Annotated in this window: 22 protein-coding genes and 1 pseudogene; 13 read left to right on the top strand and 10 right to left on the bottom strand. The window is 67.6% G+C overall.

Annotated features, from left to right (window positions below):
• Positions 1-322 precede the first annotated feature (322 nt).
• From LTH93_RS08035 to LTH93_RS08005, 7 genes are all read left to right on the top strand, one after another.
• Positions 323-805, top strand: coding sequence for an Asp23/Gls24 family envelope stress response protein (locus LTH93_RS08035; RefSeq protein WP_241465471.1), 483 nt, complete (start codon positions 323-325; stop codon positions 803-805).
• Positions 802-990 (top strand): DUF2273 domain-containing protein, encoded by a 189-nt coding sequence (locus LTH93_RS08030; protein ID WP_241465470.1) that lies wholly within the window; start codon positions 802-804, stop codon positions 988-990. The genes LTH93_RS08035 and LTH93_RS08030 overlap by 4 nt, the downstream gene beginning before the upstream one ends.
• Before the next feature lie 101 nt (positions 991-1,091).
• Positions 1,092-1,385: a hypothetical protein gene (locus LTH93_RS08025; RefSeq protein ID WP_241465469.1), complete on the top strand. Its 294-nt coding sequence runs from the start codon at positions 1,092-1,094 to the stop codon at positions 1,383-1,385.
• On the top strand, positions 1,382-1,963 hold the full coding sequence (locus tag LTH93_RS08020; RefSeq protein WP_241470612.1) for a DUF6286 domain-containing protein: 582 nt from the start codon (positions 1,382-1,384) through the stop codon (positions 1,961-1,963). Before LTH93_RS08025 ends, LTH93_RS08020 begins: the two co-directional genes overlap by 4 nt.
• Entirely contained in the window at positions 1,960-2,562 is a 603-nt protein-coding gene (locus LTH93_RS08015) for a hypothetical protein (RefSeq protein ID WP_241470611.1), read from the top strand. Before LTH93_RS08020 ends, LTH93_RS08015 begins: the two co-directional genes overlap by 4 nt.
• A 162-nt stretch (positions 2,563-2,724) precedes the next feature.
• The gene (locus LTH93_RS08010) at positions 2,725-3,300 is read left to right on the top strand and encodes an RNA polymerase sigma factor (RefSeq protein ID WP_241465466.1); all 576 of its coding nucleotides are present in this window, start codon (positions 2,725-2,727) and stop codon (positions 3,298-3,300) included.
• Entirely contained in the window at positions 3,297-3,920 is a 624-nt protein-coding gene (locus LTH93_RS08005) for a hypothetical protein (RefSeq protein WP_241470610.1), read from the top strand. The genes LTH93_RS08010 and LTH93_RS08005 overlap by 4 nt, the downstream gene beginning before the upstream one ends.
• A 12-nt stretch (positions 3,921-3,932) precedes the next feature.
• On the opposite strand, the gene LTH93_RS08000 is transcribed toward LTH93_RS08005, so the two are convergent.
• Both LTH93_RS08000 and LTH93_RS07995 read right to left on the bottom strand, forming a co-directional pair.
• Complete coding sequence (locus tag LTH93_RS08000) at positions 3,933-4,940, bottom strand: universal stress protein (RefSeq protein ID WP_241470609.1); 1,008 nt, start codon at positions 4,938-4,940, stop codon at positions 3,933-3,935.
• Positions 4,941-5,156: 216 nt separating this feature from the next.
• Positions 5,157-5,693 carry a BON domain-containing protein gene (locus tag LTH93_RS07995; protein ID WP_241470608.1) on the bottom strand — a complete coding sequence of 179 codons (537 nt, stop codon included), beginning with the start codon at positions 5,691-5,693 and terminating at the stop codon, positions 5,157-5,159.
• Positions 5,694-6,012: 319 nt separating this feature from the next.
• Here LTH93_RS07995 and LTH93_RS07990 point away from each other — a divergent pair, with 319 nt between their 5' ends.
• Complete coding sequence (locus LTH93_RS07990) at positions 6,013-8,937, top strand: FAD-binding and (Fe-S)-binding domain-containing protein (RefSeq protein WP_241470607.1); 2,925 nt, start codon at positions 6,013-6,015, stop codon at positions 8,935-8,937.
• 142 nt (positions 8,938-9,079) lie between these two features.
• Here the strand turns inward: LTH93_RS07990 and LTH93_RS13265 are convergent, their stop codons facing one another.
• Both LTH93_RS13265 and LTH93_RS13495 read right to left on the bottom strand, forming a co-directional pair.
• A complete protein-coding gene (locus tag LTH93_RS13265; RefSeq protein WP_342357799.1) occupies positions 9,080-9,337 on the bottom strand; it encodes a DUF4386 family protein in 258 nt (85 codons plus the stop codon).
• 52 nt (positions 9,338-9,389) lie between these two features.
• Positions 9,390-9,647 (bottom strand): annotated as a pseudogene (locus tag LTH93_RS13495) (DUF4386 family protein); the annotation flags it as partial.
• Between the two features lie 75 nt (positions 9,648-9,722).
• Between LTH93_RS13495 and LTH93_RS07980 the strand changes: the two are divergent.
• Entirely contained in the window at positions 9,723-10,058 is a 336-nt protein-coding gene (locus tag LTH93_RS07980; protein ID WP_241470606.1) for a hypothetical protein, read from the top strand.
• 217 nt (positions 10,059-10,275) lie between these two features.
• Positions 10,276-10,470, top strand: coding sequence for a ferredoxin (locus tag LTH93_RS07975; RefSeq protein WP_342357798.1), 195 nt, complete (start codon positions 10,276-10,278; stop codon positions 10,468-10,470).
• A 337-nt stretch (positions 10,471-10,807) separates the two neighbouring features.
• Here the strand turns inward: LTH93_RS07975 and LTH93_RS07970 are convergent, their stop codons facing one another.
• Together LTH93_RS07970 and LTH93_RS07965 are read right to left on the bottom strand one after the other, a co-directional pair.
• Entirely contained in the window at positions 10,808-11,809 is a 1,002-nt protein-coding gene (locus tag LTH93_RS07970) for an acyl-CoA thioesterase (protein WP_241470605.1), read from the bottom strand.
• 656 nt (positions 11,810-12,465) lie between these two features.
• Positions 12,466-13,470, bottom strand: coding sequence for a 1,4-dihydroxy-2-naphthoyl-CoA synthase (locus LTH93_RS07965; RefSeq protein WP_241465459.1), 1,005 nt, complete (start codon positions 13,468-13,470; stop codon positions 12,466-12,468).
• A gap of 120 nt (positions 13,471-13,590) precedes the next feature.
• Here LTH93_RS07965 and LTH93_RS07960 point away from each other — a divergent pair, with 120 nt between their 5' ends.
• Complete coding sequence (locus tag LTH93_RS07960) at positions 13,591-14,250, top strand: TenA family protein (protein WP_241465458.1); 660 nt, start codon at positions 13,591-13,593, stop codon at positions 14,248-14,250.
• 55 nt (positions 14,251-14,305) lie between these two features.
• On the opposite strand, the gene LTH93_RS07955 is transcribed toward LTH93_RS07960, so the two are convergent.
• Genes LTH93_RS07955 through LTH93_RS07945 form a run of 3 tightly spaced genes read right to left on the bottom strand, consistent with a single transcriptional unit; the run spans position 14,306 to position 18,179 of the window.
• Positions 14,306-15,154 carry a class I SAM-dependent methyltransferase gene (locus LTH93_RS07955; RefSeq protein WP_241470604.1) on the bottom strand — a complete coding sequence of 283 codons (849 nt, stop codon included), beginning with the start codon at positions 15,152-15,154 and terminating at the stop codon, positions 14,306-14,308.
• Positions 15,151-17,439: a S9 family peptidase gene (locus LTH93_RS07950; protein WP_241470603.1), complete on the bottom strand. Its 2,289-nt coding sequence runs from the start codon at positions 17,437-17,439 to the stop codon at positions 15,151-15,153. The genes LTH93_RS07955 and LTH93_RS07950 overlap by 4 nt, the downstream gene beginning before the upstream one ends.
• 32 nt (positions 17,440-17,471) lie before the next feature.
• Positions 17,472-18,179: a response regulator gene (locus LTH93_RS07945; RefSeq protein WP_241465455.1), complete on the bottom strand. Its 708-nt coding sequence runs from the start codon at positions 18,177-18,179 to the stop codon at positions 17,472-17,474.
• Between the two features lie 83 nt (positions 18,180-18,262).
• Between LTH93_RS07945 and LTH93_RS07940 the strand changes: the two genes are divergently transcribed.
• Positions 18,263-20,188 carry a sensor histidine kinase gene (locus LTH93_RS07940; protein WP_241470602.1) on the top strand — a complete coding sequence of 642 codons (1,926 nt, stop codon included), beginning with the start codon at positions 18,263-18,265 and terminating at the stop codon, positions 20,186-20,188.
• A gap of 86 nt (positions 20,189-20,274) precedes the next feature.
• Positions 20,275-21,378, top strand: a complete 1,104-nt coding sequence (locus tag LTH93_RS07935; RefSeq protein WP_241470601.1) for a fatty acid desaturase family protein — start codon at positions 20,275-20,277, stop codon at positions 21,376-21,378.
• A 108-nt stretch (positions 21,379-21,486) separates the two neighbouring features.
• Here the strand turns inward: LTH93_RS07935 and LTH93_RS07930 are convergent, their stop codons facing one another.
• Positions 21,487-22,404 (bottom strand): phosphatase PAP2 family protein, encoded by a 918-nt coding sequence (locus tag LTH93_RS07930; protein ID WP_241470600.1) that lies wholly within the window; start codon positions 22,402-22,404, stop codon positions 21,487-21,489.
• Positions 22,405-22,425 lie beyond the last annotated feature (21 nt).

The raw sequence follows: 22,425 nt of genomic DNA, 5'->3' as shown, positions 1-22,425 counted from the left end.
GAATGTGACAACCACCAGGACAGACATCCCCACCATGTCCCTGAATGCCAGTTCCAGCGAGTGGTCCCGGTTGCCGCTGCCGATCAGCGTCGTCATCTGATCCACCTGATCGTGGCCGGACAGAGGGGCATCCAGTGCAGAGACCGATGCGGCTGCGACGGTGGTGCGCCAGGCGCCAGGCGCCGAACGCTGAGCCGGTGACCGGCAATCGTTATGTGACCGACACGTCTGGAGGCGTGACGATGACTGACGTGGATGCGTCTTATCAGTGTGACCATCAACCACGATGATCAGGCACGACCTACACGATGGAGTGATTACTGTGACTACTCAGACTCAGAACAAGCCGACCTCGGGTAAGCCTGGCGTCGCGGCGGCGGGGTCCGCGACCGTGGTGAAGTCCGAAGACGGCGGCAGGGGGTCCACCACCATCGTGGACAACGTGGTGGAGAAGATCATCGGCATCGCCACGGTAGCGGTTCCCGGCGTGTGGGCCGTGGGCGGTGGCGTTGAACGCGCGATCGGCTCGATGCGCGACGTCGTGGGCCAGCACAACCTCACGCAGGGGGTCTCGGTCGAAGTCGGTCAGACCCAGGTCGCCGCAGATCTGAACCTGGTGGTGGAGTACCCGTACCCATTGCAGGAGGTGGCCGAGAACGTCAGGAATGCCGTCTACGGCGTGATCCAAGAGCTGATCGGCATGGAGGTCACCGAAGTCAACGTGGTCATCAGTGACATCCATCTCCCCGAGGTGGCGGACGAGAGTGACGACGCGCCCGAGTCCAGAGGCTCTCGCGTCTCATGAGTGCCACCGTCTCCGGCGCGGCCATCGGAGCGGTTCTGGCGCTCACGCTCCTCGTGTTCGGCTTCTGGGGACTTCTGCTGGTTGCCGTTGCGACGGTCATCGGGGCGATGCTGGGCCGGATCGTGGAGGGTCGGCTCGATCTTGCCGGCGTGATGGACGCCCTGCGCGGTCAGCGCTCCTCATGAGCACCGTTTCGGAGGTCGGACTCGTTCCATCAGGAACCTCCGGTGCGGTGCATCGGCGTGTCGGCCATACCAGGATCAGCTCACGGGCCCTGACCGGAGTCGTGGAAGCGGTGACCGCCGACGTCTTCTGCGTGCCGGTACAGAGCCTGAAGGCCCAGCTTCGCGATGACCAGGGGATGCTCTGGGTCTCGATTGCCGTCCCGATGGCCGTGTCGCCGCTGCGTGGGATCGGACGCATCTCGGATGGCGGTGGACAGGGCTCGCTCTACGATCGCGCTGAGGCAAACCGCCGACGCATCATCGAGCAGACGCGTCTGCTCACGGGATATGTGGTCGGGCGGGTCGACCTCCGCCTGATGGGTGAGCCCTTGGCGCGGCAGGGAAGACGCCGATGAGCACAACACTTCCTGCGCGACGGGTCGCCCGCCGAACCACCCATTCCTCGCGGGCCATGGCGTCGGTGGTCACTGCGGCACTGCTGATCCTTGTGCTGGTGTGGGTGGGGGCAGAAACCGTGCTTTCTGCTCTCGACGCGCCGGCACTGCTGGTCTCTTCGGTTGAGATGGGCGAGTGGCTGATCGCGGTGCCGCAGCACACCACACCCGCGGGACTTGTGGGTGCCGGTGTGGGGCTGGCGCTGATCGGCCTGGCACTGGTGCTGGTCGGAATCCTCCCGGGTCGCCGGCCCCGCCACGTTCTTCCCAGCGAACGCAGCGCCATGGTGGTCGATGACGAGGTCATCGCCGCGGCGCTGTCTCGCGCGGCCCGCAAGGCCGCTGGACTGCTGCCGGGACAGGTCACCACCGCGGTGAGGCGCCGCGGCGTGGACGTGAGGCTCCGGCCCACCTCGGGGGTGGCACTCGACCAGGCGGCCGTGGAGGAGGCGGTTCGCCACGAGCTGGCCTCCTATGGGCTGCGCCCGGAACCGGCCGTGAGGGTCCATGTCAGCAACCGGGGGGTGGTGGGGGGATGAACGGCACGCCGCGCAGCCTGAACCGGCTGCTGATCACCCTGCTGGGAGTGTTGCTGATCGCTGCGGGAACGCTCACCGCTGCCGCGGGGCTCAACCCGAGCATTGCTCAGGCCTGGTCCCGCACAGGAACAGACACATGGGCATGGGTCCTGGAGCAGCTCCGATCGGCACCGATGGGGGACACAGGCATCAGCTGGTGGACCGTGGCACTGGTGGGTCTCGTGGTCTTGGCGATCCTCCTCCTGCTCCGCTGGATCTTCTCTCAGGGTGGTGGTCGCAGCGACAGGCTCGGCGTCCGCAGCACGAGCAGCGGCACCACCACGGTGGACCACTCCCTGGCGGCCCGAGCCATCAGGGAGGCCATGGAAGGTGATGGCGAAGTCCTCTCCCTCAGGGTGTCCTCGTGGAAGATCAAGGGCGGCTACGGGGTGCAGATGGTCGTCCGTGCCCGCAGGGGCGCGTCACCCCGGCGGATCGCCGCCACGGCGGAGGAGGCGATCGCGGGCCTGGACACGCTGCTGGGGGAGCTGATCCCGATCTTGGTCCACATCAGAGCCGGCCCACGTTCGCGCTCGACCCGCACCGGGCGCCCCCGTTGATCCTCTCGCCCCTTCCCGAATCGCGGCTCCCGGCGGCCGCCAGGAGTGCGGAGCCCATATAAGCCGCTGCAAGACACAAAGCGATGCTCGGGCTGACAGGGGTCGCTGGATAGACTGTGATCACCATCACGTGGCATTGGTAGGTGTTGGGACGGAGGAGCGATGGACGGGCCGGAGGCGCCGGGCTCGTCGGACCTGGCGCAACAGACAGATGTGCTTCTGGTCGAACGCGCCATCGATGGCGACGTGGACGCCTTTGAGGTCCTGGTCCGCAGACACGGTCCCATGGTGTACGCCTACGCTCGGCGCCTTGCGGGGGCAGCCGTCGACGCGGAGGACATCACCCAGGAAGCCCTGTTGCAGGCATGGCGGCAGCTTCCCACTCTCAGGGATGCCGTTGCTCTGCGAGGCTGGCTTCTCAGCATCACCAGCCACTGCGGCATTGACCTCTTGCGTCGGCGCCGCACGACCCCCACACCCAAGGACCTTGAACCCGGAACCGTCGACGACAGTCCCGCCCCTGAGAGCTCTGCCATCGAAGCTTGTCTGCTGGAGGCACTCTCCGAGGCGCTGCACCGATTGCCGGAACAACAGCGGCAGTGCTGGGTCCTCAGAGAGATCGGCGGGCACTCATATCAAGAGATCGCAGAGATCTTGACCATCAGCATCCATAGCGTCCGAGGGAACCTGTCCAGGGCGCGTGCCGCCCTGCTTAGAGAAATGGAGGCGTGGCAATGACCTCGGTGCCCACCCATCCCGGCTACAGGCACTCACTCGAAGACCTCAACGAGTACCTGCGCACCGGCGAGCCCAACTTGGAGCCCCATGTCCGAAACTGCCCCAGATGTCGATCCAGCCTTCAAGGCCTTCGACGCCTGGACAGTCTCACCGACCGCCTCGCCCAGGACGACATCTGCCGGGCCGAGAGCGTGGGTGCGCTCTGGCTGGACCGCCTCGTGGCGCGGCTCCGCGTGGAGCCCAGAGCGCAGGAGCCGCTGTCCATACCCGTCAAGGGTCCAACCCCGACTGCCGAGGGTTTCGTGCTGGCACTGATTCGCTCCACCGGAGACTCCGTGGCAGGTGTGACGATCGGTCGGTGCCAGGTTCAGGGAGACCGCGAGACGCCTAGCTCTGGAGTCCGAGTCCAGGTCAATCTGAGTGCCCGGTGGGGCCATCCGCTGCCAGACCTGGTCCACGCCTTGCGCGACCGACTGTTCGACGCGCTGACGCGCCACGCCGCTCTCGACGTCGACGGCATCGATATCACCGTCACGGATGTCTATGTCCCACGCCCGCAATCGACCGGGCCACCCGGGCAACGGACCGGCGCTGCCCGAAGGGATCAAAGCGCACCGTGATCTTCTCAGGACTCACCGGATGAGGTCGGGCTGGTCACTCAATCGCTCGTCCTGCAGTTCAGGGACGATCATGACCGGACCAGCGGCTCGCAGGAGCACACCGCGGGAGACCGAACCGAGCAGCACCCCGGTGAATCCGCTGCGGCCTCGGGTGCCGACCACGGTCAGCTGCGCCTCGTGGGTGGATCTGCTCAGCTGTGCCACCGGATCCCCAGGTTTCACCGCGGCCGTGATGGTCAGCGAGGGATAGTGTCGGCCCAGCCACGCGACTTCTGCCGCCAGTGACTCCTCCAGCTGCAATCTGCGCTGGTCGATGATGCGTTGGTCGGGGGTGTCAAGTCCTGGATACCAGTCCAACCACCCCTCCAGGGTGGGCAGAGCCATCAACAGATGCAGGACCGTGCCGCGGTTCAGCGCCTGCTCTGCCGCCTGAAGAGCCGCGATCCTGCTGTGCGGCGAACGGTCTATGCCGACGATCACCGGCCGCTCGTCCGGCACCGGCTCGAAGCGGGTCGGGCCCGCCGCATCAGTGATCTTGTACTGCCGGGCGACGACGACGGTGGGGCAGCGAGCATGGGCCGGGAGCGCCGATGACACGGAGCCCAGGAGCCGTCCCACGAATCCGCCGCGACCCCTGGCGCCCACCACTGCCAGCTCCGCCACGGTGGAGAGATCCACCAACACCCCTGCGGCGTCTCCGCGTTCGGTCCGGTAGATGACTTCACCCGGGTAGTCCTGAAGATAGCTCCGCGCCTCATCGAGCAGAGCCTTCGCGGCAACGACGGAGTGTTGGGCCTCGAACTTGTCCGGCACTGCCCCGATCGTGGCTGCGACCGGAGCGGGCACGCTGTACGCGCTCACGATGGTCAGCCTTCGACCGCTGCGCTGAGCCTCCATGGCGCCGTAGTGCAGCGCCTGGATGGACTGCTGGGAGCCGTCGAATCCGACCAGCACGCCCAGGTCGCGCGCGGCGGGGTCGAAGGCCAGGGGGCGTGGCGCCGAGTGGGTGTCATTCTCCATTGCGGACCTCCACAGGGGCCTGTTCGGAGGGTGCGGACGAAGGCCCCTGTCAGGTGTTCGCCCGCTCGTCTTCTTGGATCTCAGTGAGTGATGGGGCTCGGAGCGTTCAGCTTGGATGACACGCTGAAGGGGCCCCGTGGCTCCAGGGTCTGCACACCATCGGATCCGTCGCCCTGCACGAGGGGAGGGCATCTGCGATGCCGCATTGATGCCGCTTCACTTGCGACGCCGAAAGGGTGCGAAGTGGATTCGACGAACTGCAAGGCGGTTGTCGATCCGAGTCACATCAGGAGAGACCCACGTGGCGAGGCTGGCCTGCTTCTTCTCAGCCAGTGATCTCACATAACCGGTGAACACCGCAGTGTTGCCGGTGATGGTGACGATCACGTGGCTCGCGTCGATCTTCTGGTTGAGAGACATCGCCTTCTTGACCCGGTCCGCGGCATTTTCGATGGGGGTCCGCACCCGGAGCGTGGTCTGGTCCTCCACATGCTCCACGCCAGCGACGTTCTCAACGGCCCGTTTCGCGAGTTCGCGTTGGAAGTTCCAGTCCACCTGACCGGTGAGAACTGCTGTGAAGTTCTCCACCCGGGCTTCGATCGTGCTGGGGCTGTTCGTTGATCGCGCCAGAGCCTTCACGATCGCGGCATTGGCTTCCGATTGGATGTTCGATTCCTGAGTATGCGTGAGCGGGGTCCGGTCGTCGGCCGTTTCCAGTTCATGTTCGAATGCGGTCTGTTCGCTGGGTTTCACAGGCGCTCCCTAAACTCATGGCTCGCTGTTTCGCGGAGCTCACTCCACTGTGGCGGGTATCGCACAGGTGACACAGGGCCATTGGTCCCACAGTGCTGCTGGCAGCACCGAAGGAGATCTCGGTTGCCACGGTGATCCTGCCGTGGAGCGGGTCCGTGCGGCTGGTTCGTGCAGGAAGTGCTGCTCCGGGGGTGACTGTGGACTGGCGGTCGGTCAGAATGCAGGTATGCGATGGAGGCTGAAGCCTGCATCGCTGTGCAGGTCAGATGACTGGTGATCAGACCAATCTTGTGTGGAAGGGGATGTAGTGGAGCTGTCGGTGAAGAGCGAAACCGCCCAATACCTGGTTCAGGAGCTGATCCGCGCGGGAGTGTCCAAGGTTGATGCCTCTGTGCTGGCGCGCGGCATGTACTCCTCCGATGCGAGCCTGTATCGCGTGGTGCCTACGGTGGTCGTCCGGCCCCAACACGTCGACGAGCTCCACGCCGTCCATGAGATCTCGCGATCGGTGGGCGCGCCGGTCACGATGCGCGGGGCCGGCACCTCGATCGCGGGCAATGCCGTGGGCGAGGGGATCGTCGTCGACACCCGAGACCTCAAGCGCATCATCTCCATCGACCCGGATGCCCAGACCGCCACCGTCGAGCCGGGGGTGGTGCACGCGGACCTGCAGCGCGCAGCGGCACCGCATGGCCTGCGCTTCGGCCCCGACCCCTCGACCCATTCGCGGTGCACCATCGGCGGGATGATCGGCAACAACGCCTGTGGTTCCCGCGCACTCGGATACGGTCGCACCGCGGACAACGTCGAGGCGGCCACCGTGCTCTTCGGCAACGGAGAGGTGGGCAGCTTCGACTCACGCAGCGGCACGGCGCAGGGAGTGACGGCGGAGAAGCTGCTCGGCCTGGCCGAGGGCAATCTGGCTCATGTCCGCACTCGGTTTGGGCAGTTCAGTCGCCAGGTCTCCGGTTACAGCTTTGAGCACCTGCTGCCCGAGAACCGGAGGCGCATCGAGCGGTTCCTGGTGGGCAGCGAGGGCACGCTGGCAACGGTGCTCGAGGCCGAGGTGCGATTGGTCGTCGATGACCCCCGTCGGCTCCTTCTTGTGCTCGGCTACGACTCGGTCAGCGAGGCAGCCGACGCTGTCCCGCACATCCTTGACGCGGTCCACAGCGAGTTCGGGCCCAACAGCCTGATCGCCTGTGAAGGCATGGACTCCCGACTGGTAGCTCTGGTCCGCTCGGCCGGAAAGCCCGTCCCGCAGCTGCCCGGAGGCCAGAGCTGGCTGTTCGTAGAGGCAGCAGGAGAGGCGGCGAGCGCGGTCATCGAGAAGGTCAGGACCGCGTCCGCTGCCGTGGACACACGATTCATCGAGAGTCCCGCCGAGGCCGCCGCGCTGTGGAAGATCCGGGAGGACGGGGCGGGACTGGCCGGAATCAGTCTGGCCACCCCGGCGCATTCGGGGTGGGAGGACTCCGCGGTGCCCCCGAAGCACCTCGGCGCGTGGATGCGAGACTTCGAATCGCTGCTGGAGGAATTCGGCCTCCATGGCTACCCCTACGGTCACTTCGGCGACGGATGCATCCACTGCCGCATCGACTTTCCCTTCCAGCACGGAGATCCTTCCAGCACCGGGGTGTTCCGAGAGTTCATGCTGGCCTGCGCTGAACGGCTCTCCGTCTACGGCGGATCGCTATCAGGGGAGCACGGTGACGGACGCGTGCGCTCAGAGCTGCTGCCCTTCATGTACGACGAGACCTCCCTGGATCTCTTTGCCCAGGCGAAACGGATCTGCGACCCGCAGAATCTGCTGAACCCCGGGATCATCACGGGTCCGCAGACCGACGGCGCCCGAGCGGGCCAGCCCGGCGGCACCGGCGCCCGGCCCAACACCGAGGACATCCGCCCCACCCGGCCGAAGCAGACCCTGCCCTGGCCCGGACTGCTGATGACTCACGACGACGGCGACTACGGTGCCGCTGTGCACCGCTGCTCCGGCGTCGGCCGCTGCGTGGCGCCGAAGACCAACGGGGTCATGTGTCCCTCCTATCTGGCGACCACTCAGGAGAAGGACTCGACCCGGGGCCGGGCCCGCGTCCTCCAGGAGGCCATGGACGGGACGCTGGTGCACGGGCTCGCCGACCCCGCGGTGCACGAAGCCTTGGACCTGTGCCTGTCCTGCAAGGGCTGCGCCTCGGACTGTCCCGCCGGGGTGGATATGGCCGCCTACAAGGCCGAGGCGCTGCACCAGAAGTACGACCGTGACGCAGACGGGCTCCCGCGGCGCCGGCTGCGCCCGCGCAGCCACTATGTCCTGGGACGACTCCCCGTCTGGGCGAAGCTGGCCGCACCGGTGGCGCCCGTGGCGAACCTGATGATGAAGCTGACCCCGCTCGCCGCGGCAGCGAAATGGGTTGCCGGCATCGATCAGCGCCGGTCCGTGCCGAGGTTCGCGCGCCGGACGCTGCGCCGAGCCGAGCAGAAGCTGAGCCCCACCAACAGTGCCAGTCCCAACAGCACCGACCGGCCCGACGTATGGGTCTGGGCCGATTCCTTCACCAACCACTTCTTTCCCCAGTCCGGGCTGGCGGCGATCGAATACCTGCAGTCACAGGGCCTCGAGGTGCGGCTGATCCAGAAGGAGGGCTGCTGCGGGCTGCCGTGGATCTCGACCGGTCAGCTGGACCAGGCCCGTCGGCGGATCACCCAGGCCGTCGAGGTGCTCGCCCCCTATGTCAGTTCAGGGGTGCCGGTGATCGGCCTGGAGCCCAGCTGCCTGGCCACGCTGCGCAGTGACGCGCTGGAGCTCTCCGACAGCGAGCAGACCAGAACCGTCGCTGCGGGAGTGCTCACCTTTGCCGAGCTGCTCACCCGTCTGGAAGGCGAGGGCCGGGTGCGGCTGCCTGACCTGAACGGGGTCGACGTCGTCGCGCAGCCGCACTGCCACCAGTCGGCGATCATCGGGTGGGAAGCTGACCGGGCGCTGCTGGAGAAGGCCGGCGCCGAGATCACCAAGGTCGCGGGATGCTGCGGGCTCGCCGGGAACTTCGGCGTGGAGAAGGGTCACTATGAGACCTCCGTCGCAGTCGCCGAGACCTACCTCATGCCAGCGGTGCGGGACCAGCAGCAGCGTGGTGGGGACACCGTGGTCCTCGCGGACGGGATGTCCTGCCGGATCCAGCTCGATGACCTCGCTGATGTTCCGGCGATGCACCTCGCGGAGCTGCTGAACGCACGGAAGTGATGTCTGCGGCGTCAACTCACGCGGGGTCTCGATGACATCGGGCCTGGTGCCGTTGAGACCTCCCGGCGCCGGATGCCGCGGATGAGCAGGTAGCCAGCCAGCCAGCCAGAACTCCCCGATTCCTGTGGGAATGGTCATCGCCTCAGCAACGACGTCGAGGTCGGGCAGGAACGGGGATCCCGAACGCGCTGAACGTGTACCCGACGCCGCCCACGATCAGGAGCCAGTCCAGGGGTCGGGGCATCCACTGTGATTCCAGCACCAGCGGACCCATCGGGGTGAGCCACAGACCGAAGAAGATCGCCGTCGCGTCCCGGATGTTCGCGCTGAAGGCGTAGGCGAACTGAACGGTCGCCTCGGCGGCGCCTCCCGGCGCCAAGCCGGGGTACGCCGGCGACACTCTGCGCGGTGGCGATGATAGCCGCGCTCGTGAGGATCGCAACAGCGTTCACGAGTCCGAAGGCCATGACGGCTCCCGCCGCAACCACGTTGACAGTGCGGAAGAGCCTGAACAGCCACAGCGCGACGAGGGCCTGGGTGAGAACGATTCCGAGCCTAAGGGCGATGCCTGCGCGAGCGAGCGAGTCATTGTCGACCAGCTGGCCGAGGGTGACGTCGAGCTTCGCAGGTTTGATGCGACCGGCCCCGCCGAATGGCGACGCCTGGTGCGCGAACGCTGCCTGGTCTCGCGGGAGATCATGCTGAGCCATCCGTGAGCTTCGAGCCTCATGGTGTCGGGCTCGAGTGTTCCGTTCGGCGCCCTTCGTCGATACGAGGCTGTTGTGGTGACGTTCGTCGAGGGCGACTTCAGCTATCACCTGGCCCACCGCGCCCTGCATGCGTTGGGAAGCATGATCCTCGGATTCGTCCAGGAGCCCTTCAGCGCGCCGGCGGGTCAGATCGACGGCGTGGCGGACCCGGCGAGCTCGGCCAGCTTCGCGACGATGATGCTCCACCTCGCAGCTATGGCAGAGGCGGAGGTGCGCTCGGCGCACGACCTGATCCTGGGGTGGTGGGACAGTCAGGCAGAGTTCGAGTTCACCCTCGACCTGCTGCTGGACGGGCTGGCTCGGTTAAAGGCCGCTGAAGAGACCTGTGACAACGTCCCGGCCAAGCCCTGACGGTAGTAAGCGGAGCTGGATGCTGCGGCTCCGGCACACATCCTCTCGTGAGAGCGGACTGAACCCTATCTGCTCGATTGCCTCGTGCAGTCTCGGGGAGGGGCATGAATCGTGACTCCATCGGTGTGCTGTGACCCTTGGTCTAGATCCTCGCGGGTACCCCGCGTAGCATTCGATCAACGGACCAGTTCCATCGCAGGAAGAAGGGACCATCGCCGTGAAGATTGCGACCACCGAGGACACCTGTGTTGCAGCCGGACAATGTGTGCTGTCAGCACCGAACGTGTTCGCACAGCGTGCCGACGACGGCAAAGTGGAGCTGCTCAATGAGAGTCCTCCCGAAGCAGAGCACGACCTTGTCCGAGAAGCTGCGGACTTCTGCCCATCCGCGTCCATCCACATACGGGAGTAGAGCCCAGAGCGTTGTGGGCCCGGCGGATCCACCAAGACGCTCGCGAGGGGTACAGCTTCAGGCGACATGGTGTGCCAGACCGATGGTGCTTCTGTGGAGTGCAAAGTTGCGCCCCGATGACTCATCGCAGGCGGTTGATGAGACCGCGTCGGGTGAACTGGAGCCGGATCCGGTGGTCGTGCCCGGGGTCTCAGAGTCAGAGGCGTGCCGGGCGGAGTAGCCGGGTTGCCGGTTCCCGACTCGAGACCGGGAAGCGGGACCAGCACTTCCGGGACGGGCTCGGTCACATCTGAGGCGGGTGACGTCGTGCGGGGTGTGTGAGAACGGGGCGCTCCGGTCACTTGTAGTCCTGCGCTTCAGCATCGTTCAGGAGGTGGTCAGGGAGACGACTGCCGGGGGCGCGGCTCCGGATCTCCAGCAGGGTGCGGGTATGCGTCCAGAGCTCACGGTCCTCCTCGCTGACTGGCTCCCATGGAGGAACGGGGACAGAAGTTCCGTTCTCGTCGCGGGCGACCATGACGGTGATGCAATTCGTGGTCTGGGTGAGTTCGCCGCCCTTGGGGTCTCCCGAGCGGACCTCCACGGCGATATGCATGCCCTTGTTGCCGGTGTAGATCAGTCGGGCTTCCACCTCGACGAGGTCCCCGATGCGCAGCGGGCGGGTGAAGCGGATCCCGCCGGAGAACACCGCCACAGTGTCTCGGCCGCAATAGCGGGACGAGCAGAGGTAGGCGGCGGTGTCGATCCACTCCATGACGACGCCGCCGTGGACCTTGCCGCCCCAATTCACGTCCGTGGGTTCTGCCAGGAAACGCAGCGTGACGCGTTCGGCGGTGCCTGCGTCGGTGTAGCGCTGGCTCTTCAGCGCCGCCGTGATTGCATTGCGGATGGGGACGCGTGACATGGCGTAATCGCGGGCACGCTGCTGCTCCAGGGTGTGGGGGACGAATTCCGGCACCGGCGTGGCGTGGCCGTTCGCGTCCACCGCCACGAAGATGACGAGGCAACGGGCGCGCTCCTCGAGGTGTCCCGTCTTGGGGTCGCCAGAGCGGACCATCGTTTGGATATGCATCGAGGTCCGGCCCGTGTAGAGCACGGTGCCGGTGACTTCCACCATCTCGCCGACTTGGACCGGATCGTGGAAGTGGATGTTGCCGACGTAGGCGGTCACACAATAGCTGCCGGACCAACCGGTGGCCGCAGCGAAGGCCGCCTTGTCCACCCATTCCAGGACCCGACCGGCATCAACGGTCCCGGCCTTGCCGCGGTCCGTGGGCGCGGCAAGGAAACGCAGAGTGACCTCGTGACGCTGGCCGCTGCCGCTCGTCCGGGTGGCCATCGCTGAGGGATCAGGTCCGACTTGCACCGGGCTGGCGCGCGAATGTGTTCCATTGGGGTTCAGACTGGAACTCGAGTTCATTTCAGGCCGGTCTCCTGTCCGCGCATCAGCGCCTTGAAGGCCATGACTCCCTCGTCCATAGGCCTGACCCGCAGCACATTCGTTGTGGGTTCGATCGTTTCCGGCTGTGTGATGGCCAGGTCGAACGTCGGCAGACCCCAGAGGATATGGATGCTGTAGGTGCGGTGGCGTTTCGATGCTCTCAGCCACGACCACGACCACGACCACAACCGCAGACGTGGCCGGTCCCGCAACGCGTTCCCTGCTCGGGGGTTGGCGCGGCAGGGATGGGACTGGCGACCTGGGTGAGAGGACGACCAGGAGTGAATTCGTGCCCACGGCTCATGGGTCGCCGCAGCTTCGTGGAACATCACGGAAGCACCCCCCCTCTCCAGTCGCCCTGGGAGCGAGGCGCTCTCACCTCAGGGAGATACGTCAAGACTACGCGAGAGCCGTGTGCACAACGTCGGGATTTTCGTCCTACAGGGCCGAGTTCAACGGTGAAGACGTCTGAATCTCCACGCTCGGGGTCCTCGACGCCCGGCGCGCGCCCGGTAGGGTGATCATCAGGCGCTGACATGGATCAATGCGGCTGATCAGTAGTAGTACGGGAACTCAGACCAGTCGGGTTCGCGCTTGGCGAGGAAGGCGTCGCGGCCCTCCACCGCCTCATCGGTCATGTATCCCATACGGGTGGCCTCCCCGGCGAAGACCTGCTGGCCGGCGAGACCGTCGTCGGGGGCGTTGAAGGCGAACTTCAGCATCCGGATGGCCTGCGGGGACTGCCTGGCGATGTCGGTGGCGTAGCCCAGGGCGACCTCCTCCAGCCGCTCGTGGTCGACCGCCTCGTTGACCGCGCCGGCGGCCACCATCTCTTCGGCCGAGTGTTCACGAGCCAGGAAGAAGATCTCGCGGGCCTTCTTCTGACCCACCTGGCGGGCCAGCAGCGCCGAGCCGTAGCCGGCGTCGAAGGAGCCCACGGTGGCGTCGGTCTGCTTGAACTTCCCGTGCTGCGATGAGGCGATGCTCAGATCGGCGACCACGTGCAGCGAGTGCCCGCCACCGGCCGCCCAGCCGTTGACCACGGCGATGACGACCTTGGGCATGGTGCGGATGAGCCGCTGAACCTCGAGGATGTGCAGCCGCCCGGCTCGGGCGGGGTCGATGGTCTCGGCGGTGTCGCCCTCGGCGTATCGGTACCCGTCACGGCCACGGATGCGCTGGTCCCCGCCGGAGCAGAAGCTGTGCCCGCCGTCCTTGGGGGAGGGTCCGTTGCCGGTGAGCAGCACCGCACCCACGTCTGGGGTCATCCGGGCATGGTCCAGGGCACGGTAGAGCTCATCCACGGTGCCGGGCCGGAAGGCATTGCGCACCTCGGGGCGGTCAAACGCGATGCGCACCGCTGGGAGATCTGCGGTGATCGTTCCGTCCTCGTCGCGCTGCACGCGCCGGTGGTAGGTGACGTCGGTGAAGTCGAATCCCTCCACGGTGCGCCACTGCCACGGGTCGAAGATGTCGGAGACCTTCGCGGGCAGGCTGGGGACGGTCGGGCTGCTGGGGGTATCGGATCCGGTCACATGGCCGAGTCTACCGAGGAGCATGGGTGCGTCGTCGTCATGATCTCGCTCGCGGATCTTCGCGACGCTCTACGATGTCTCGGGAGAGAGTGGGCCTGGACCACAGTCAAAGCCGCTGATGAGGCGGTGCTGGAGAGGGAGAGCATGACCGGGAAGCGTTTCACCGAGGAAGCCTGGGCGAGCACGGAGGCAATCCGTGCCGAGATCGAGAAGCTGCCGTTCCTGCAGCAGCTCGAAGACGGGTCGCTGCCGCGGGCGACCTTCGAGCACTATATGGGCCAGGACGCGCTGTACCTGACCGAATACGCCCGGGCGCTCGCCGCCTGCGCCGTTCAGTCCACCGACCCAGAGCACATCATGTTCTGGTCGCGAGCCGCCGCCGGCGCGATCGAGGAGGAGCGTGCGCTGCACGCGACCCATGTGGTGGACTTCTCCGCGGTGCAGCCCTCACCGACCACCGTCGCCTACACCTCCTACGAGCTCGCCCTGGTCTCGGCCGGCTCGCTGCCGGTGCTGGCGGCGTCGGTGCTGCCCTGCTTCTGGATCTACGACGACGTCGGCACGCGTCTCAAGGCCCGGGTCGGGACCCTCGATGGGCACCCCTACGCGGACTGGATCAGCGCCTACGGGGATCCGGAGTTCCACGAGCTCACCGAAGCTGCCAAGCAGGTCGTCGACGAGCTGGCGGAGACCGCCAGCGAGCAGACCCGGGCCGCGATGCACGCCGCCTACCGCCGGGCGAGTCAGTACGAGTGGATGTTCTGGGACTCAGCCCACCGGCAGGAACGCTGGCCGGTCGGCTGAGCGAGGCTGTCATTCACCGACTCGGCGGCCCCTCGCAGCCTCCCGAGCAGGGGGATCAGTCGGGCCTCTGAACCAGGAAGATCATCTCCGGGGAGTCATCGCTGAGCTCTTCGCGGTCCCAGTCGCCCCAGAGCTGAACCGGGCGGAACCCGGCGGCGCTCAGCGTCTGGCGCAGGACCGACAGCGGCCGGTAGCGCAGCGTCTCCTCGGCGATGAGCTCACGGGAATCGGGCAGGATGTTGTGCGCCTGGGCGGTGATGAGCGCGCCGTCCGCCGGGTCCTCGGTGACGCGGACGATCTCCATCCAGGAGGTGAACTCTCCGCCGTCGGGGTGCGGCTGGGTCTCCCGGGTGGACTCCGGATCCCAGGCGTCGAGCTCCAGCGCGGCCGGGTTGCGCACCTCGAAGGCCAGATGCCCGCCGGGCCTCAGCGCCTGGAAGGCGTGGTCCAGCACGGCCTCCCAGTCGGCCCGGGTGAGGAAGTACTGCGCCACGTGGCCCTCCATGACGACCAGGTCCGCCGCCTGCGCCTCCAGCTGATCGGCGAAGCCGTGGATCCAGCGCGGCGGCGGAGTCAGCTGCGACTCGGCGGTCCGGGAGCGAGCGACGTCGATCATCGCCGCCGCCGGGTCCACACCGGTGACCTCGATGCCATGCTCGGCCAGCAGGATCCCGAAGACCCCGGTGCCGCAGCCGATATCGGCCACGCGGGCGGCACCGAGCTCCTGGGCCAGCTCGAGGTAGAACTCGTGGTCCCAGCCCCCGGAGTTCTCCACGTCATAGATCGCCACAAGCTCCGGGTCCGTCACCCAGGCGAAGGCCGGGTCCACCTCCGGGGCTGAATGTCGGCTCGAGCTGCCCGGCTCCGCAGGGTCCCCGGGGCTTTCGGTCTCGGCAGGGCTCATCGGCGCGGCTGGCTTGCGCTGGGAATCTCAACGGCGCTGTGAATCTCACCGGCGCCCAGACGCTCGCTTGCGCCGAGGTGATGCGCGATGAACGCGTAGTCCCAGGCGCGTTCCTTCCAGGTCTCATACCGGCCCGACGCCCCGCCGTGGCCGCCTTCCATCTCGATCTTCATCACCACGGGGGCCTCGCCGCGCTGGTGCTCGCGCAGCACCTGCACCCATTTCGCGGGCTCCACGTAGAGCACCCGGGTGTCGTTGAGGCTGGTCACCGCCGCGATCGCCGGGTATGCCAGGTCGCGGACATTCTCATAGGGCGCGTAGGACTTCATATAGCGGTAGACCTCGGGGTCGGTGATCGGGTTGCCCCATTCCTCCCACTCCAGCGCCGACAGCGGCAGCTCCGGGTCCAGGATGGTGGTCAGGTTGTCCACGAAGGGCACCTGCCCCAGGATCGCCACATACTTCTCCGGGGCGAGGTTGGCCACCGCTCCCATCAGCAGTCCGCCGGCGGAGCCGCCCAGCGCGGCGACCCGTGCCGGATCAGCCCAGCCCTGGGTGATCAGGTGATCGGTGGCTGCGATGAAGTCGGTGAAGGTGTTGGTCTTCTTCAGCTTCTTGCCGTCCTCGTACCAGCCGCGGCCCAGCTCACCGCCGCCCCGGATATGCGCGATCGCGAAGACGACCCCGCGGTCCAGCAGCGACAGCCTTGGGATTCCGAAGCTTGGATCCATGCTCATCTCATAGGAGCCATAGCCGTAGACCAGCGTCGGATTCGTGCCATCGGCTGCGACATCGAGATGATGCAGCACCGTGACCGGAATCGCGATCGCCGAGCCGTCCGCGCGGGTGTCCCCGCTGGGTGCCCAGATCCGGGTGGCGCGGTAGGCGCCGAGATCCACGTCGTTCACCGGGGTCTCCCGGCGCAGGAGCGGCTCCGCGGTCTCATGGTCGATGTCATAGATCCGGGTCGGGGTCAGCCAGGACTCATACGCCACCCGGAACAGCGGCGCCTCGTACTCCGCGGCGATCACCGCACAGGTGTAGAGCTCCTCGTCGAACTCCGGGCCGGGCAACGTCGAGGTCGGCACCGGGTCGGCGCCGGCGAGCGCCGCGCGCAGCTGCTCCAGGCTGAGCAGCTGGATGGACTCGATGGTGTCCCGGCGGGCGGTGACGATGATCTGCGCGGCGGTGACGCTCACGCCTTCGAGCTTGACCGTCTCCTCATGCGGCAGCACCGGCCGACCCAGGTCCAGCGGCCGGTCAGCGCTCGGCGCGGCGTTCGAGTCCTGGGCGGTCAGCGCCGCGGCGGTGGTCACCGAGAGGGCGTTGTTCGGTCCGGACTGATTGTGTGTGACCAGCAGCAGGCGCTCGCCGTCGAGCTCGATCGGGTCGATGCTGTGCAGCAGGCGCTGCTCGGCGCTGATCAAGAGCACCGGCTCCGCCTGCGGGTCGGTGACGTCGAGGAGCCGGGACTCGTCGTACTCGGAGTTCCCGGAGATGATCACCAGTTCCCGCTTGTCCGCGGAGAGCCCGACGCCGGTCCAGAGCTGCTCGTCGCTGACCTCCAGGATCAGCCGATCCTGCTCCGCGTCGGTGCCCAGGGTGTGCATGTACAGCTGGTGGGGCCGCCACGCGGCGTCGGCCACCATGTAATAGGCGCGCGCGCCGGAGGGCTCCAGCACGGGTCCGCCGTGGACGTTGCTGATCTGCTCGGGCTGGTTCTCCCCGGTGGTGAGGTCGCGGAAGCGCACGGTGTAGTGCTCGTCGCCGGAGGTGTCCTCGGAGTAGGCCAGCAGCGTCCCCTCGGCGTTCAGCGACATCCCGCCGAGCTGGTAGAAGGGGTGCTTCGCGGCCTCGGCGTTGGTGTCGAAGAAGGTCTGTTCACCAGGGAGGACGACGCCGGCCTCGACCTGCGGCGGAGTCCAGGACCCGCGCTCGACGTCGTTCTGCTCGGTCTCCGCTGCGCTGCCGGCGGCGACCCGGCAGTACACCGGGTGCTGCTCGCCTTCGATGGTGCGGGTGAAGTACCACCAGTCTCCGCGGCGAGAGGGAACCGAGAGGTCGGTCTCCACCGTGCGGTGCTTGATCTCGTTGAAGATCGTCTCGCGCAGCGGCTTCTGCGCGGCGGTCACCGCATCGGCGTAGGCGTTCTCGGCGTGCAGATGTGCCAGGACCTCGGGGGAGTCCTTGTCCCGCAGCCATTCGTAGTGATCCACGAAGGTGTCCCCGTGATGGGTGCGTTCGGTGGGGACCTTCTTGGCCTGCGGGGCAGTTGAATCAGACATGCCGCCATTCAATCAGACCGCCGAAGTCCGCATCACTCCCCGGCGCGGACCAGCCCGCACTCATAGGCGTAGACCACCATCTGGGTCCGGTCGCGCAGCGCCAGCTTGGTCAGGATCCGCGACACATGGGTCTTCACGGTCTGCTCGGCGAGAAAGAGCTCAGCGGCGATCTCCGCGTTCGACCGGCCACGGGCGACCGCGGTCATCACCTCCTGCTCACGCTCGGTGAGCTCGGAGAGCAGCCGCGACTGGACCGGGGTCGCCGTCGGGCGGGCAGCATAGTCCGCGATCAGGGTGCGGGTGATCTTGGGCGAGAGCAGCGCGTCGCCGTCGGCCACCACCCGGACGGCCTGGACCAGCTCCTCCGGGGTGGCATCTTTGAGCAGGAAGCCGCTGGCTCCGGCGCGCAGCGCGTCGAAGACGTACTCATCGGCGTCGAATGTGGTCAACATCAGGATCCGCGGGGGAGTCCCCTCCATGCTGAGGATCTGCCGGGTGGCCTCGAGACCGTTGACCTTCGGCATCCGGATGTCCATCAGCACGACGTCTGGGGTGGTGCCGCGCACCACCTCCTCGATCCCCTCACCATCGGCGGCGGTGCCGGTGACCGTGATGTCCACCTGAGCGTCGAGCAGGGCGGCGAAGCCGGCGCGGATCATCGACTGGTCATCGACGATGAGCACCCGGATGGCAGAGCCGGAGAGCGGGGCCGAGGAGTCGGCGGAGACGGCGGGGGGCATGCTTCAACGCTACCCCGGTACCGCGCTCGCCGATGCCTATGGTGTGATGTGAACACCATGCCTCCCCAGCCCAGGATTCCTCAGTGCACAGCCCTCGACCTGAATCCCTGACCCGACGGCTCCTGCGCGACAGCGCCTATGTGTTGCCGGGGCTGCCGATCGCGCTCTTCGGCGCCAGCCTGCTGATGACCCTGCTGGCGGTCTCCATTGCGACGGCGCCGCTGTGGGTGGGTGCCCTGGTGCTTCCGCTGGCCCTGGTCACAGCCTCGGAGTTCGCGGAGCTCTCCCGGCGTCGGCTGCGGATCTGGGGCGCGGTGCTCGCCCCGGTGAGCTATCGGCCCAGGGACCCGGGCCTGGCCGGTCGACTGCGCCCGGTGGCCGACCCTCGCCGCTGGCTGGATCTGATCTTCGAGATGATCCTCGCGCTGCCGGTGCGGCTGGTGACCTTCGTCGTGGCGGCCCTCTGGATCCTGATGGGCCCGGTGGGGCTCACCTACTTCTTCTGGTCCCGATTCATCCCCGGCGAACGGGGCCTGATCCGAATCCTGGAGCTGATCGAACCCGCGCTGGTGCCGGCCAGCGGGTTCTGGCAGTACGTGCTGGACGCCGCCGTGTTCTTCATCCTCGGCGTGGTCTTCCTGGTCACCCTGCCCGCCGTGATGCGCGGGCTGGCCGCACTGGATGCGCTGCTGGCCACGAGCCTGCTCGGCGCAGGCGGCCGGGGCCGACTGATCCCGCTGGAACACCCCCAGGCGCATCCGCTGGAGCGCACGCTCTCCCGCGCCGCCGTGGGTCGCCCGGGAGCCCGGGTCGAGGAGTCCTCAGCCTCCTTCAGCGCCGCCGCCTGGTCCTGGATCGGGATCTGCTTCGCCGCGGTGGTGCTCTTCGTGGTGGCCTGGCCGCTCACCACCACGGTCTATGGGATCCACCCGGCCTTCGCCCTGGTGCTGACCCTGGGGCACTGCCTGAGCCTGGTGCTCACGCTGAAGTTCCCCTGGGCCGGGATCGGCGCCTCGGTCCTGGTCTCGGCGGCACTGATGGGCGCCACCGCGGAGGCAGGGGTGGGGATCTGGCCCTGGCCGGTCACCGCGATGCTCATCCAGTGCGGGGTGATCCTGGTCGCGGCGCTGCGCGAACCCTGGTACTGCGCGGCCAGCGGCTGGGCGGCCAGCGCGCTGCTCACGTTCGCGGCCATCGTCATGGCGGCCCCGGAGCTTCCTGACGGGGCGGTGAGCACCGGCATCGTGTTCGCCTCGGTCGGCGGGGGCGTCGCCGTGCTCGGCAGCCTGACCCGGCAGTGGATCCGCGACGCCGACCGGCTGGAGGTCTCCGAACGCACCAGCGCCCAGCAGAGCCGGCGTCGTCGGGAGCTCGAGGAGCGCAACCGGATCGCCCGGGAACTCCACGACGTGGTCGCCCATTCCATGTCGGTGATCAGCGTGCAGGCCGCAACCGCCCGCTACCGGCTCCCTTCCATCACGCCGGAGGCGCAGCAGGAGTTCGAGGAGATCGCCCGGTCCTCGCGGCAGGCGCTGGGGGAGATGCGGATGCTGCTGGGCACCCTGCGCAGCGAGGAGGAGGCACCGACCGGGCCGACCCCGGGGCTCGCGGAGATCTACTCGCTGGTCGAAGCCACCCGCGCCTCCGGCACCCCGATCCGGGTCACCGGGCTCGACGTCGTGGAGGCGTCCTCCGCCGTCGGCCTCGCCGCCTACCGGATGGTCCAGGAGGGGCTGAGCAATGCGCTGCGCCATGCGCCCTCCTCCACGATCGAGGTCAGCGCCGAGCTGATCGGAGAGTCCGACAAGGATTCGGAGCCCGCGGACACCCGCCACCTGCTGATCGAGGTGCGCAACACCGCCCCGCCGCACCCGGTCTCGGTGCCCGCGCCGGGCGCCGGCCTGGGACTGGAGGGCATCCGGGAGCGGGTCAGCGCCGTCGGCGGCACGGTGGAGACCGGGGAGACCCCGGACGGCGGATACTTCATCCGCGCCTCCTTCCCGCTGTGAACCCCGCGCACCCCCTACCCGGGTAGGGGGTGAAGATGGCTCCGCCGGGTGACGCGCGGGAGGTCTCAGCTCGATAACGTAGGAGCATGACAATCACTGAGACACGGTCGGAGGCCGCGCAGGGCCGCCCCGAGCGGGTGCGCCCAGCAGGTAACAAGCAGGTCAACGAATTCTTCGAACTCGCCCAGCGGGTCAAGGATGAGGGCCTGATGGACCGCGGCGCCTCCAGCTACGTGCTCCGCGTGATCGTGCTGACCCTGGCCTTCGCCGGTGCCTTCGTGGCGATGTTCACCCTCGGTGACAGTCTCTGGCAGCTCGCCCTCGCCGCGTTCTTCGGGATACTGCTCACCCAGGTCGCCTTCCTCTCCCATGACGGCGCACACCAGCAGGTCTTCCGCACCGGCAAGCGCAACGAGTGGTTCGGCCGGGTCACCGGCAACCTCATCGTGGGCCTGTCCTACGGCTGGTGGACCAAGAAGCACGGCAGGCACCACGCCAACCCGAACACCATCGGCAAGGATGGCGACATCGCCCCCGGCGCCCTGGTCTTCGTCGCCGAGGACGCTGCGCAGCGCACCGGCTTCATGGGCTGGCTCGCCCGCCGTCAGGGCTGGATGTTCTTCCCGCTGCTGACCCTCTTCGCGATCGCGCTGCACTACAACGCGCTCAAGACCGTATTCACCGCCAAGAAGCTCAAGCGCCGCAAGACCGAGCTGGCCATGCTGGCCGTGCGGCTGATCGGCTTCCCGGTGCTGATCTTCCTGGCCATGAGCCCCGGCCTGGCACTCGGCTTCCTGGCCGTGCAGCTGCTGGTCTTCGGCGTCTACATGGGTGGCAGCTTCGCCCCGAACCACAAGGGCATGCCGATCATCCCCAAGGATTCCGACATGGACTTCCTGCGCCGCCAGGTGCTGACCTCCCGCAACATCAAGGGCGGTCGGGCCATGGATGTGGCCATGGGCGGGCTGAACCTGCAGATCGAGCACCACCTCTTCCCGCGGATGCCCAGCCCCAACCTGCACAAGGTCAAGCCGATCGTTGAGGAGTTCTGCGCCGAGAGGGGCATCAGCTACACCGCGACCGGACTGGTCCAGTCCTACGGAATGGTGGTCACCTACCTCAACCGCGTGGGTCTCGGCTACGCCGACCCGATGGACTGCCCGATCATGAACCAGTACCGCCCCCGCTGACCCTTTCTGGGTCTCGGCAGGCCCGCAGCACGGGGCCCTGCGCACCCGTTGCTCGCCGCCCGGTTCACTTGTGGACCGGGCGGTTCTGCTCTGCCCGGCGAGGAGCCTTCAGGCCTTCCGAGCAGTGCGGGTCAGCCGCCGGGTCTCGCTGGAGAACAGGGGAATCAGCGCCGCGCTGAGCAGAAGTGCCGGCGCGGAGGACAATGCGGCTCCGGCCAGGAACAGCCACGGTGTCGGTGAGGCGGTCGCCTCGGCCAGCCCATGGCGAGCCACCGGCCCGAGCAGCGCGGCGAGCCCGAGCACGGTGCCCATCACGCCGAGCGTCAGGGACAGTCCCGCCTGACGTCCCCCGGGGATTCCCGGTTCCGCGGGCAGCGGCGCGAGTTCCGGGTCTCGCGCCTCCACGTGATGCACCACGGCTCCGCCGAGCAGCGTCCACGCCGCCACCACCAGGTAGGCCGCCATCATGTCGCTGGGCAGGTGCCAGCCCTCGATATAGATGTAGCCGCCCCACCCGGCGGCCCAGAGCCCGGCCAGGACCCCCCAGAAGGCGCGGTCCCGTGGTCGGCAGATCAGGAACGCCGCCGCCGCGGCCCCCGCGGCCATGGTCGTGTGACCGCTCGGAAGCGAGTTGGCCGGCCACTCCGAGCTCAGACTCACCAACGTGGGCCGCCCAGACCAGACCAGCTTGATCACCTGCGTGGTGACATTGGCGCCCAGCGCCACCGCGGCCCCGCACAGCAGGATGAGCCAGCGCTGGTGGGGCCCGCGCTGATGCGCCAGTGCCGCGCAGGCCAGCGCTGGCGGCAGCAGGATCCAGGCGGTGATCCAGTCGTTCTGCGGGCTCAGCGGCGGCAGCGGATTCCAGGTCCCGGAGGCGGTGCGCTGCATCATCTGGTCCAGCAGCTGGCCCGGTCCGGTGCGGACCGCGCCGAGGTAGAGCACCCCGAAGAGCGCCACACACAGCAGAAACCCGGCCACCCACCGCTCGAGGTGGAAGGCCGGGTTTCTCTGGTACAAAGGCATGCGGCTATTCTGCCGCACCTC

The sequence above is a fragment of the Nesterenkonia sp. DZ6 genome (assembly GCF_022565835.1).
Lineage (GTDB): Bacteria > Actinomycetota > Actinomycetes > Actinomycetales > Micrococcaceae > Nesterenkonia.
This window is presented reverse-complemented; position numbering and strand designations above follow the sequence as displayed.

Excerpts from the sequence above, each read along its gene's own strand:
- LTH93_RS08030 (WP_241465470.1), top strand. The coding sequence starts at position 802 with ATGAGTGCCACCGTCTCCGGCGCGGCCATCGGAGCGGTTCTGGCGCTC.
- LTH93_RS08020 (WP_241470612.1), top strand. The coding sequence starts at position 1,382 with ATGAGCACAACACTTCCTGCGCGACGGGTCGCCCGCCGAACCACCCAT.
- LTH93_RS08015 (WP_241470611.1), top strand. The coding sequence starts at position 1,960 with ATGAACGGCACGCCGCGCAGCCTGAACCGGCTGCTGATCACCCTGCTG.
- LTH93_RS08010 (WP_241465466.1), top strand. The coding sequence starts at position 2,725 with ATGGACGGGCCGGAGGCGCCGGGCTCGTCGGACCTGGCGCAACAGACA.
- LTH93_RS08005 (WP_241470610.1), top strand. The coding sequence starts at position 3,297 with ATGACCTCGGTGCCCACCCATCCCGGCTACAGGCACTCACTCGAAGAC.
- LTH93_RS08000 (WP_241470609.1), bottom strand. The coding sequence starts at position 4,940 with ATGGAGAATGACACCCACTCGGCGCCACGCCCCCTGGCCTTCGACCCC.
- LTH93_RS07970 (WP_241470605.1), bottom strand. The coding sequence starts at position 11,809 with ATGGCCACCCGGACGAGCGGCAGCGGCCAGCGTCACGAGGTCACTCTG.
- LTH93_RS07965 (WP_241465459.1), bottom strand. The coding sequence starts at position 13,470 with ATGCTCCTCGGTAGACTCGGCCATGTGACCGGATCCGATACCCCCAGC.
- LTH93_RS07960 (WP_241465458.1), top strand. The coding sequence starts at position 13,591 with ATGACCGGGAAGCGTTTCACCGAGGAAGCCTGGGCGAGCACGGAGGCA.
- LTH93_RS07955 (WP_241470604.1), bottom strand. The coding sequence starts at position 15,154 with ATGAGCCCTGCCGAGACCGAAAGCCCCGGGGACCCTGCGGAGCCGGGC.
- LTH93_RS07950 (WP_241470603.1), bottom strand. The coding sequence starts at position 17,439 with ATGTCTGATTCAACTGCCCCGCAGGCCAAGAAGGTCCCCACCGAACGC.
- LTH93_RS07945 (WP_241465455.1), bottom strand. The coding sequence starts at position 18,179 with ATGCCCCCCGCCGTCTCCGCCGACTCCTCGGCCCCGCTCTCCGGCTCT.
- LTH93_RS07935 (WP_241470601.1), top strand. The coding sequence starts at position 20,275 with ATGACAATCACTGAGACACGGTCGGAGGCCGCGCAGGGCCGCCCCGAG.
- LTH93_RS07930 (WP_241470600.1), bottom strand. The coding sequence starts at position 22,404 with ATGCCTTTGTACCAGAGAAACCCGGCCTTCCACCTCGAGCGGTGGGTG.